The sequence below is a fragment of the Flagellimonas algarum genome (genome assembly GCF_040513375.1).
GTDB classification, from domain to species: domain Bacteria; phylum Bacteroidota; class Bacteroidia; order Flavobacteriales; family Flavobacteriaceae; genus Flagellimonas_B; species Flagellimonas_B algarum.
The window spans coordinates 99,228-110,083 of sequence record NZ_JBEVTG010000003.1; the positions used below are offsets into that span (position 1 = coordinate 99,228).

The window sequence follows — 10,856 nt, forward strand, 5'->3', positions numbered from 1 at the left end:
TTCCGGTTATTCTTGCATCGTATGGTAGACGTTCTGCACGTCATCGTCTTCCTCGATTTTCTCTAGAAGTTTTTCGACATCGGCCACTTGTTCTTCCGATAGCGTTTTGGTCACTTGCGGAATACGTTCGAAACCGGAGGACAGGATTTCGATTTCACGTGATTCCAATTCCTTTTGGATGTCACCGAAAGATCCGAAAGGGGCATAGATCAAAATCCCGTCATCATCAACGAACACCTCTTCGGCACCGAAATCGATCATCTCCAATTCAAGTTCCTCTGGGTCGATGTCTTCGGCATTGATCCTGAAATTACAGGTATGGTCGAACATGAACTCTACCGAACCAGAGGTGCCCAAACTGCCGTTGCATTTGTTGAAATAGCTTCTGATATTGGCAACGGTCCGGGTATTGTTATCGGTAGCGGTTTCGATCAAAATAGCAATGCCATGGGGGGCATAGCCTTCGAACAAGACTTCCTTATAGTCGCCTTGGTTTTTGTCCGATGCCCGTTTGATCGCCCTTTCGATGTTGTCTTTGGGCATATTGACGGCCTTGGCATTCTGGATGACCGCCCTTAACCGTGAATTGGCATCGGGATCGGGTCCACCCTCCTTGACCGCCATGACGATATCTTTTCCAATGCGCGTAAAGGCCTTTGACATTGCGGCCCATCGCTTCATTTTCCGTGCTTTTCGAAATTCAAAAGCTCTACCCATGTGCTACGTTTTGGTTTGAAAAAAACAAAGTTACATAAAACGGCGACTACCCGCCTTGGGTAATACGCTCAATGCAAGCTGCCAAATCGAAATCGTTTTGGGTGATACCGCCGGCGTCATGGGTATTCAGTTTGATCGTCAATCGATTGTACACATTGAACCATTCGGGGTGGTGGTTCCGGGCTTCGCTCTCAAAGGCGATATGTGTCATTACCGCGAAAGCCTCTTTGAAATCCGTAAAGGTGAAGGTTTTGGTGATACTGCCTTCTTCGAGGGTCCAGCCCGCTAAGGAAGTCAGCCCTTGTTCTATTTCCGTTTCGGTCAATTTTGTCATACCTAAAGGTAACAAAATCAGTCGACCATGATGTGGTGGTCGATGATTTCCTGAAAACCGACCCGGAGGTTTTTAGGGAGGAGGTTTTCTTTTGGTAAGGCGGCGAGATAGCGATCCGAATTGGTAGTGTATACTTTTTTCAGGACGGGATGGTAGTTGCCCAATCTCGAGATGACTTCCTTAATGAAATCCTCATGGTGTACCAGATCGGCACTGCCCAAATGGAAAATTCCCGAACGGTTGCGGTTGATGAGGTAATGGATCTGCTGGCAGAGCCGATCATCGTTGATCACGTTGATGATCAGATTCGGAAAAACCTCGATTGGTTCGTTATGTTCCAACTGGCCCTTGATCTCTTTGATCCTTGGCGAGCTGTTGCCAAAGACCATAGGTACCCTTAGGATCCCGATCTTCGATTTCGGTACCCGCATCATCATGTTCTCGATTTTGATCTTCAGTCGGCCATAAACACTTTCAGATAAGGTCTTGTCACTTTCGTAAGACGGATATTTGCTGTAGGCATCGAAAACATTGGCCGAAGAAATGAAGTAGAGTTTACAGGGATGCTTGACCACGTACTCCAAAAGATGGCCATGCGCTTGTACTTGGGCGGCAAAATCACCGCGAAGGGCCGAAATGATGAAGTCGGGCCTCGTTTTTTCAACAACCCTGAAAATATCGTCTTCCTGTAAGTCGTATTGGATGAACTTTTGATTGTTGGCGAAACTAGGGTTCGTAAAATAAGTGCCATAGGTGTCGAAGTAATTACACAACTCCTTGTATAGGGCGTTTCCGATAAAACCACTTGCTCCTAAGATGAGGATCTTCTTCTTTTTTTCCAAGGTCTAGAAAATTGAAAGGCCGCTATCGGTCGTTAATTTTTCGAGTGCGAACATCCCGAGTTTCGAATTTCCTTTGGCATTGAGTCCGGGTGACCAGGTGGCCACAGAGAAACGTTCGGGATAAATGGCGACGATACCCCCGCCAACGCCGCTTTTTCCGGGCAGGCCTACCCTAAAGGCGAATTCTCCCGCTTCATCATAAAACCCACAACTCAGCATGATGGCGTTGATCCGTTTGACCTGGCTCAAGCTAAGGTAGGGGAGCTGTTGCAGACACTTGCCCCGGTTCGCGAACACGTAAAAAGTGTTGACCAGTTGTTCGCAACTCATGTGCAAGGCACATTGATGAAAATAGAAATCGAGGACCTCGTCGACATCGTTCTTCAGATTGCCGAAAGACTTGATGAGGTTGGCCGCGGCGAAATTCCGGAACCCAGTCGCTTTTTCGGATCGGGCTACTTCGGGATCGTAGTCTATGGTGGGGTCGTTGGCCAGTTTTCTGACAAAATCCAAAAACTCGGCCTTCGGGTCTTGAAATTCACTGACCAGGATATCGGCGATGGTGATGGCCCCAGCATTGATCAACGGATTTCTTGGAATGCCGTTTTCCTGCTCGAGCAGTGATAGGTGATTAAAGGGATCCCCAGAGGGTTCGAAACCCACCCGTTCCCAAACGGAATCACCCAAACGCTGAAAGGCTAAAGCAAGGGTCAGCACCTTGGAAATACTCTGGATCGAAAACGCCTCTTGGGCGTCACCCGCGGTATGCAGTTCGCCCGAACCGTCTAACAACGCCATGCCGAATTTCGAAGCATCGATGCAGGCCAATTGTGGAATATAGGAAGCCACGACGCCTTTATCGGCCGCTTTACGGGCTTCGAGGGCAATACGATCAAGAATAGTTTGGAATTCCGACATCAAGGTTTATAAAATGGAGGTCTGGTCACTACCGCCCGAACCGTTTTTTTACGGATTTGGATAAAAACCTCCGTGTCTTGTGTCGAAAACGCTTTGGATACATAACCAAGACCGATCCCTTTTTCCAAGGAAGGTGACATGGTGCCTGAGGTGACCTTGCCGATTTCGCTCCCGTTTGCGTCAACGATGGGATAAGCTTGACGGGGGATACCGCGTTCGGTCATTTCGAACCCGACAAGTTTGCGATCGACCCCATTGGCCTTTTGCTCGGCCAAGGCATCAGCGTTCACGAAATCCTTGGTGAATTTCGTGATCCAACCCAACCCGGCTTCCAAAGGGGAAGTGGTATCATCAATGTCATTGCCATAAAGACAGTAGCCCATTTCCAAGCGTAACGTATCACGGGCCGCGAGTCCTATCGGCTTAATACCGTAGGCTTTACCGGCCTCGAATACCCGGTCCCAGACTTGTTGTACTTCATCGTTCTTACAGTAGATTTCGAATCCACCGGATCCTGTATAACCCGTGGCCGAAATGATAACGTGGTCGATTCCCGCAAAATCACCGACGACGAAGTTGTAGAACTTGATGTCGGCAAGATCATGCGAACTTAGGGGTTGCATAGCTTCGACGGCCTTGGGCCCTTGAATGGCCAGCAAGGAATACCCCTCACTGATATTGCGCATTTCAGCCCCGAACGAGGCATTATATTTCGCGATATGGTTCCAGTCTTTCTCGATATTCGCTGCGTTGACGACCAACAGATAGGTGGCTTCCTTGACCCGGTAGATGATCAAGTCATCGACAATACCCCCGGTTTCATTCGGCATACAACTGTACTGGGCCTTACCGACCGTTAGTTTGGAGGCATCGTTGGAAGCGATTTTTTGGATCAGATCAAGTGCTTTAGGTCCTTCAATCAAGAATTCACCCATATGCGAAACGTCGAAAACGCCGACCGATTCACGAACGGTTTGATGTTCTATGGTTACCCCATCATAAGAAACGGGCATGGAATAGCCTGCAAATTCGACCATTTTCGCCCCTAGGGCCTTATGGGTCTCGGTAAGTGCGGTATTTTTCATCTCAATAAATTAGTCGGCGCAAATTTATCGAAATAAAAAGACCTACTTATGGCTGCTGCCATTTGTTTTGAACACGAATGGTAGAATCGATCAGCCTGCCGTTAAAAAGGATTTCAATTCGTCATAAGAGGCGATGGCGGTAGCCTGTTTTGGAAGGTGCATCAACCGTTGGATCTGTTCAGGGATGGCTGGGACTTTTCCCAAAGCGGCTTCGACTACATCCAAGAACTTGACCGGGTGGGCCGTTTCCAAGAAAATGCCGTAGTGTTCGGGATGCTTTTCCAAATACTGCCGTAATCCGAGGTAACCTACGGCCCCATGGGGGTCGGCGATGTACCCGGATTCCTTATCCAATTCGACCATGGCCGCTTTGGTCCGTTCATCACTGAAAGCGAAAGAGGACAATTGTTTTTTCAATTGATCGAAATCACGAGCGAACAGCTCTTGGATCCTGATAAAGTTGCTGGGGTCACCAACGTCCATGGCATTCGATATGGTCGCTACCGAAGGTTTGGGTTCGTAGCGGCCATGATCCATGAAGTGGGGTACCACATCATTGCTATTGGTGGCGGCGATGAATTGTGCGACCGGCATTCCCAATCGCTGGGCAACCATACCGGCACAGATGTTACCGAAATTGCCCGAAGGAACGGAGAACACGATATTGCGATGTTCTTGTTTGACTTGTTGGTACGCCAGCATGAAGTAGAGCATTTGCGGGAGCCACCGGGCTACGTTGATGCTATTGGCCGAAGTCAATTTGCGCTGATCGGTGATATCGGTATCCAAAAAGGCGGTCTTGACCATTTTTTGGCAATCATCGAAGGTGCCGTCCACTTCGAGGGCCGTAATATTCCGTCCTAAGGTAGTCAGCTGTTTTTCTTGGATGTCACTCACCTTGCCGCTGGGGTACAAGATGACCACTTTGACACCTTCAACCCCCAAGAACCCATTGGCCACGGCACCTCCGGTATCGCCCGATGTGGCAACCAATACGGTGACCTCACTACTGCCTTCCTGGGAAAAATAGCCCAAGCAATTGGCCATAAATCGGGCACCAACGTCCTTAAAGGCCATGGTGGGGCCATGAAACAGTTCCAAGGTTCCGATGCGTGGTGTGATCGGGACTACCGGGAATTCAAAGTCCAAGACTTTGGCCAAAATGGATTCCAATTCGGTTTCGGGTAGGGCGTCTTCGGTGAATTGCCGCATCGCCTGTTTGGCCAGCTCCAATTTTGAAAGTGAGTTGATCTGCTCAAAAAATGCAGCGGGTAGGGGTTCGATACGCTCCGGGAAATACAAACCCTTATCCGGCGCGATACCTCGGATCACCGCTTCACGGAAACCGACGTTCGGGGCTTTGCGGTTTAGGCTATAATAGGTCATTGATCGGTTGTTTTTCGAGTGCCTTGGACGGCTATTTTTGAAACATGGATTTCGAAAGGAACATCTAACCCGGAATAAAATCCAGCCATTCGTTCCGCAATTTTTTCGGCATCGGAAGCTCCATTTGCCAAAGCGAATATTGAAGGTCCCGATCCAGAGATGCCTACTCCCAAGGCATTGGCCTCAAGGGCGGCTTTTTTCACACCATCGAATCCAGGTATCAGAATGGACCGTATCGGTTCGACGATATGGTCTTCCAAAGAGCGTCCAATGAGGTCGTAATCCTCGGTGAAAAGACCGGCGATCAATCCACCCAAATTCCCCCACTGCCGAATTCCTTGGTTCAGGGTAATGTTGGTCTTCAATATTTTTCGCGAATCGGATGTTTTAACTTCGATCTGTGGGTGCAATACCACTGCGTGCAAGGCATCGGGTACCGGAATCGGCACGATGTCAAGGGGATCGTAGCTCCGTACCAGCGTAAAGCCCCCGAAAAGTGCAGGGGCTACATTGTCGGCATGGGCTACTTGACTGGCCAATTCTTCACCCTTCATGGCGAAACCTACCAATTGCAATGGTGTAAACGGACGGCCCAAAAGTTCGTTGATGCCCCAAACCGCCCCAGCGGAACTGGCGGCACTACTGCCGATCCCACTTCCAGGTTTGATTTTTTTATGGATTTCGATAGAAAAACCCCCTTGATGGTCCAAGGTTTCAAGCAAAGCAAGTGCAGCGACACCAGCAACGTTTTTTTCCGTTTCAAGGGGAAGGTCCTGACCGCTGATCTTGGTGATCCGAACCCCAGGTTTCGGATCTTTCCGAATGATCATTACATCACCTACCGATTGTAAGGCCAAACCCAGTACATCGAAACCGCAAGAGACATTGGCTACGGTCGCCGGGCAAAAAACACGAATGGATTCCATACTCAAAAATTACCAATTCTTATGATGTCGGCAAAAATTCCGGAAGCGGTAACCGCGGCCCCGGCTCCGGCGCCCTTGATGATCAAAGGTTGATCGCTGTAGCGTTCTGTGAAGAAGAGGACGATATTGTCACTTCCCTCCAGATTATAAAAATCATGACCTTCGGGGATTTCTTTCAAGCCTACCTTGGCGTTCCCATTTTCGAATTCGGCCACGTATTTCAACCGGCAGTTCTTGGAAGCCGCATTTTGGTAAAGCGATTGAAAGGCCGCCTCATGCTTTTTCAGCGATTCAAAAAACGCTTCGTTCGATTCGGCTTCCAAGCTTTCTTGTGGCAAGAAGCCCTGGTTCTCAATGTCGTCGATTTCCAATTCAAAACCGCTTTCACGCGCCAAGATCAATATCTTTCGCATCACATCGATGCCGCTTAGATCGATGGTGGGGTCCGGTTCGGTATACCCTTGTTCTTGCGCTTCCTTGACCACATCGTGAAAGGTGGTATCCGCCTTGAAGTTGTTGAAGACGAAATTCAAGCTCCCTGATAACACCGCTTGGATCCGTTGGATCTTATCACCTGACGCAATGAGGTGCTTCAAGGTATCGATGATGGGAAGGCCGGCACCGACGTTGGTCTCGAACAAAAAGGGTGCACCGTATTTTTTTGACAAGGTTTTCAATTCGCGATACCCCGCGTATTCCGAAGAACAGGCGATCTTATTACAGGTCACGATCGAAATGCTGTTTTTCAAATAGGCCTGATATTGGGCTGAGATGGCCGCACTGTCAGTGTTGTCCACAAAGATGCTATTGCGCAGGTTGAGCTGTTTCACGTTGTCAACGAAGGCCGAACTATCCGCTTTTGATCCGGAATCGAGTTTGGACTCCCATTGGTTCAAATCGATACCGTTTTCATCGAACACCATTTTTCGTGAATTCGAAATGCCGATAACCCGAACGTTCAATTCAAGTGCTTCTTTTAAATACGCCCCTTGTGATCGTATCTGTTCCAAAAATTTCGCTCCTACGTTACCAACGCCCATCACGAAGAGGTTCAGCTGTTTGACATGCGATTCAAAGAATGCTTCGTGCAGTGCGTTCAACGCTTTTTTGACATCCTGTTCCCCGATGACCGCTGAAATATTCCGTTCGGACGCCCCTTGGGCAATGGCCCTGATATTGACGTTGTTTCGGCCAAGGGTGCTGAACATTTTACCACTGAGCCCTTGGTGGCTCTTCATATTATCACCTACCAAGGCGATGATGGCCAAACCATCCTCAATACTAATGGGATATAGTGTTTTCGTACTGATTTCATAGGTAAAGGCCTCATTCAGGGCCGCAACCGCTTTGTCACAGTCTTTTTGCGCGATACCGACACAAATCGAGTGTTCCGAAGAGGCTTGGGTGATCATTACAACGCTAATGCGTTCTAAGGAAAGGGTCTCGAAAAAACGTTTCGAAATTCCGGGGACGCCAACCATTCCAGGACCTTCTAGGGATAACAGCGCAATCTCGCCGACATGGCTGATACCGCGAACGGTCTTCCCTTTACCGTTTTTATTCTTGGTGATCAGCGTACCTTCATCTTCAGGTGCGAAGGTGTTTTTGATGACAATGGGAATACCAAGGCTTAAGACCGGCTGTACGGTAGGCGGATACAGTACCTTCGCGCCGAAATGGGAAAGTTCCATGGCTTCTTCGTAGGAAATATGGGCCACTCGGCGCGCTTGGCGTACCAGCTTCGGATTCGCGGTATACATGCCACTCACATCAGTCCAAATTTCCAGGGACTCCGACTGGCAAGCCGCCGCCAAAATAGCGGCCGTGTAATCCGATCCACCCCGTCCTAAAGTCGTCGATTCACCGCTATGGGAAGAGGCCACGAAGCCGGGAACGACAACTACCTGTTCGTTGACATTATCGAAAAAATTCTTGCATTGTGTATTGGTTAGCTCGAAATCGACCCGCGCCTGTCCGAAGTTGGCATCGGTGGTGATGAGACGACGGGCATCCATCAAACAGGCATCGAGGCCCGCTGATTTGAAAAATTCACTGATGATGAACGACGAAAGCAATTCACCGTAACTCACCACCTTATCGGATAATTTCACGGTTTGTTCCCCGATGAGAAAAGCCCCTTCCAAAAGGGTTTCCAAGTCGTTCAACTCGGCCTTCACCTTACCCAAAATGCCGCTCTGTTCGGTAATCGGAAAGAGGGACTTGATCGTATCTATATGGCGTTCTTCGATTTCGGTCATATGGTTTTCATAGCCCAAATCACGGCTTGATGCTGTCTGTAAGGCATTGAGGAGTAGGTCGGTAACCCCACCAAGGGCAGAGACGACGACGGCGGTTTTTATGGCTTGGGTGCCTTCGACGATCGCTTTAACGCGCTGTATGTTTTCAGAATTGGCTACGGATGTTCCACCAAATTTTAAGACTTTCATGAGTCAACGGATTATGAAATGATAGCATGGATTGTACGGACGTGATATGAATAGTAGTTTACCCCAAAGGGGTAATACCGGTAATGGTGCGGGTGAAGAAGCTACCGATCGATGCTGGTTTTATGTCCGTTTGTTTAACTTGCATGACAAATGTGGCTTCAAATGTACCGCTTTTGCGAACCCTTGCCAATGTTTCCAAAATTTTTGTCAATTTGACAACAAACCCCTTTTAGAATTAGTAAATGAAGATATTTTCCGCCAATCAGATCTATGAAGCTGATAAATTCACAATAGCCGAACAGCAGATTTCAAGCGACCTCTTGATGGAGCGCGCTGCAGAGCGCATATTCGATTGGATCCATAAGCGAATGCAAGGGGCCCAGGTCAAGATACACTTGTTTTGTGGAATCGGTAACAACGGTGGTGACGGCATGGCGTTGGCCAGGATGCTTTTTGAAAACGGCTACAACTTCGATACCTATGTGGTCAATTACAGCGACAAAAGGTCGGCTGATTTTTTGACGAACCTGAGTCGTTTGAAAGAACGGAAAGTATGGCCCAATTTTTTGGAATCAGCCGCTTCCCTGCCTGAAATCGGTGTTGATGATATCATTGTTGATGCGATTTTCGGTATCGGTTTGAATCGCGCTCCAGATCCCTGGGTAGGGGAGTTGATTACCCACTTGAATGCGAGTAGGGCCTTCATTTTATCGATCGATATTCCTTCGGGACTTTTTATGGACCGGGTGCCCGAACATCCCGACCGGGTAATCAATGCCAATTATGTGTTGAGTTTCCAGGCACCGAAACTGCCCTTTTTCTTGCCCCAGACCGGGGTATATCTCAACCAATGGGAGGTTTTGGATATCGGTTTGTCGCCTACCTATTTGGGCAATACACAGACCGATTTCGGACTCATCGGCCGTAATGAGCTGCTGCCACTATATCGCCCAAGGTATAAATTCTCCCACAAGGGCACCTATGGGCATTCGTTGATCATCGGTGGGAGCTATGGTAAGATGGGTGCCGTACAACTCGCTGCGAACGCCTGTTTGAACGTGGGCAGCGGATTGGTCACCGCCCTGGTACCCGAATGTGGCTACCTTCCTTTACAAACCGCTTTGCCCGAAATCATGGTACAGGTCGACGATGGTGATGATCAACTCTCCGAGATCGATGTGGATGGTGATTTCAAAGCTATAGGTATCGGAATCGGTATGGGCACGGAAGCGACCACGCTTAAAGCATTCAAGGGGTTCTTGAAGAAGGTCCGGGCACCTTTGGTCATTGATGCTGACGCGCTGAATCTTTTGGCTCAAGACAAGAGCCTGCTCGAAGCCCTGCCCGAACATGCCATTTTAACGCCCCATCCCAAAGAATTCGAGCGTTTGGTAGGTGCGTGGAAGGACGATTTTGAAAAGGTGGCGAAAGCTGCCGAATTTTCAAAAGTCCATAAAGTTATTTTGGTCTTGAAAGGGGCCCATACCTTGGTTTTCGCCGATGGTATCGGCCATATCAACACCAGTGGTAACCCGGGTATGGCCACTGCCGGTAGTGGTGATGTATTGACCGGAATGATTACCGGTTTGCTCGCGCAAGGATATGAGGCCTTGGCCGCCGCTGTTTTCGGGGTGTTCCTACATGGGTTGAGTAGTGATATCGCGGCTGCCGAACATGGGTATGAGGCCCTTACCGCTACACGGATGGTAGCCCATATCGGTAAAGCGTATGCAGCCTTGTTAAAACCGCCAGAGGCGGCTCCTGCGGTAGATGGGGAGTCTGACTAGACCTTATTCGATTTCCTTCGCTTCAGGCGTTTTTTGATCCAAGCCACGGCATTTTCATATTCAATGAAAAACTCCATGTTCCTTTTGTAGAATAGTTTTTCGATCTTGAAGTTGTGCATATCGATTTCCTTCTTCGAAACGATGGCGAAGGCCTTGAGGTTTTCCAACCCCCTGATATAGGTGTATATGATCGGATCAACGGCATAAGAGTTCTTTCTTAAGCTGATATAACCGAATTCTTTTTGTCTAAAATGGATTTCCGAGATGCCGATGATCTGGTAAGCACGCTCGAGCGTAATCGTAGCCCCTTCTTCAAAGGTAGCGACCATGTAGTTATCGAAGACTTGGATCAGTCCGATATCCAATTGGTACTCCTTTACAACAATGGCTTTTTTGTTAAAACCAATTTTCATT

10 protein-coding genes are annotated in these 10,856 nt (G+C 48.6%); 1 reads left to right on the top strand and 9 read right to left on the bottom strand.

Annotation, left to right across the window (positions count from 1 at the left end):
• Positions 1–6 precede the first annotated feature (6 nt).
• The 8 genes from ABV409_RS14165 to thrA form a co-directional block, all read right to left on the bottom strand.
• Positions 7–717: a YebC/PmpR family DNA-binding transcriptional regulator gene (locus ABV409_RS14165; protein WP_353878275.1), complete on the bottom strand. Its 711-nt coding sequence runs from the start codon at positions 715–717 to the stop codon at positions 7–9.
• A gap of 46 nt (positions 718–763) precedes the next feature.
• On the bottom strand, positions 764–1,051 hold the full coding sequence (locus tag ABV409_RS14170) for a 4a-hydroxytetrahydrobiopterin dehydratase (protein WP_353878276.1): 288 nt from the start codon (positions 1,049–1,051) through the stop codon (positions 764–766).
• Positions 1,052–1,068: 17 nt separating this feature from the next.
• Positions 1,069–1,893: a sugar nucleotide-binding protein gene (locus ABV409_RS14175; RefSeq protein ID WP_353878277.1), complete on the bottom strand. Its 825-nt coding sequence runs from the start codon at positions 1,891–1,893 to the stop codon at positions 1,069–1,071.
• A 3-nt stretch (positions 1,894–1,896) separates the two neighbouring features.
• Positions 1,897–2,811, bottom strand: coding sequence for a glutaminase (locus ABV409_RS14180; RefSeq protein ID WP_353878278.1), 915 nt, complete (start codon positions 2,809–2,811; stop codon positions 1,897–1,899).
• Positions 2,811–3,896, bottom strand: coding sequence for a glycine cleavage system aminomethyltransferase GcvT (gene gcvT / locus ABV409_RS14185; protein ID WP_353878279.1), 1,086 nt, complete (start codon positions 3,894–3,896; stop codon positions 2,811–2,813). The genes ABV409_RS14180 and gcvT overlap by 1 nt, the downstream gene beginning before the upstream one ends.
• A gap of 90 nt (positions 3,897–3,986) precedes the next feature.
• Positions 3,987–5,282: a threonine synthase gene (thrC, locus tag ABV409_RS14190; RefSeq protein WP_353878280.1), complete on the bottom strand. Its 1,296-nt coding sequence runs from the start codon at positions 5,280–5,282 to the stop codon at positions 3,987–3,989.
• Positions 5,279–6,208, bottom strand: a complete 930-nt coding sequence (locus tag ABV409_RS14195) for a homoserine kinase (protein ID WP_353878281.1) — start codon at positions 6,206–6,208, stop codon at positions 5,279–5,281. The genes thrC and ABV409_RS14195 overlap by 4 nt, the downstream gene beginning before the upstream one ends.
• A 2-nt stretch (positions 6,209–6,210) precedes the next feature.
• The gene (gene thrA / locus ABV409_RS14200; protein WP_353878282.1) at positions 6,211–8,655 is read right to left on the bottom strand and encodes a bifunctional aspartate kinase/homoserine dehydrogenase I; all 2,445 of its coding nucleotides are present in this window, start codon (positions 8,653–8,655) and stop codon (positions 6,211–6,213) included.
• A gap of 242 nt (positions 8,656–8,897) precedes the next feature.
• Between thrA and ABV409_RS14205 the strand changes: the two genes are divergently transcribed.
• Positions 8,898–10,442 (top strand): NAD(P)H-hydrate dehydratase, encoded by a 1,545-nt coding sequence (locus ABV409_RS14205; protein WP_353878283.1) that lies wholly within the window; start codon positions 8,898–8,900, stop codon positions 10,440–10,442.
• Here ABV409_RS14205 and ABV409_RS14210 read toward each other — a convergent pair.
• Positions 10,439–10,855, bottom strand: coding sequence for an STAS/SEC14 domain-containing protein (locus ABV409_RS14210; RefSeq protein WP_353878284.1), 417 nt, complete (start codon positions 10,853–10,855; stop codon positions 10,439–10,441). The genes ABV409_RS14205 and ABV409_RS14210 overlap by 4 nt on opposite strands.
• Position 10,856: the final 1 nt, after the last annotated feature.

Coding starts and splice junctions, on each gene's coding strand:
- ABV409_RS14165 (WP_353878275.1), bottom strand. CDS start 717: ATGGGTAGAGCTTTTGAATTTCGAAAAGCACGGAAAATGAAGCGATGG.
- ABV409_RS14170 (WP_353878276.1), bottom strand. CDS start 1,051: ATGACAAAATTGACCGAAACGGAAATAGAACAAGGGCTGACTTCCTTA.
- ABV409_RS14180 (WP_353878278.1), bottom strand. CDS start 2,811: ATGTCGGAATTCCAAACTATTCTTGATCGTATTGCCCTCGAAGCCCGT.
- gcvT (WP_353878279.1), bottom strand. CDS start 3,896: ATGAAAAATACCGCACTTACCGAGACCCATAAGGCCCTAGGGGCGAAA.
- thrC (WP_353878280.1), bottom strand. CDS start 5,282: ATGACCTATTATAGCCTAAACCGCAAAGCCCCGAACGTCGGTTTCCGT.
- ABV409_RS14195 (WP_353878281.1), bottom strand. CDS start 6,208: ATGGAATCCATTCGTGTTTTTTGCCCGGCGACCGTAGCCAATGTCTCT.
- thrA (WP_353878282.1), bottom strand. CDS start 8,655: ATGAAAGTCTTAAAATTTGGTGGAACATCCGTAGCCAATTCTGAAAAC.
- ABV409_RS14205 (WP_353878283.1), top strand. CDS start 8,898: ATGAAGATATTTTCCGCCAATCAGATCTATGAAGCTGATAAATTCACA.
- ABV409_RS14210 (WP_353878284.1), bottom strand. CDS start 10,855: ATGAAAATTGGTTTTAACAAAAAAGCCATTGTTGTAAAGGAGTACCAA.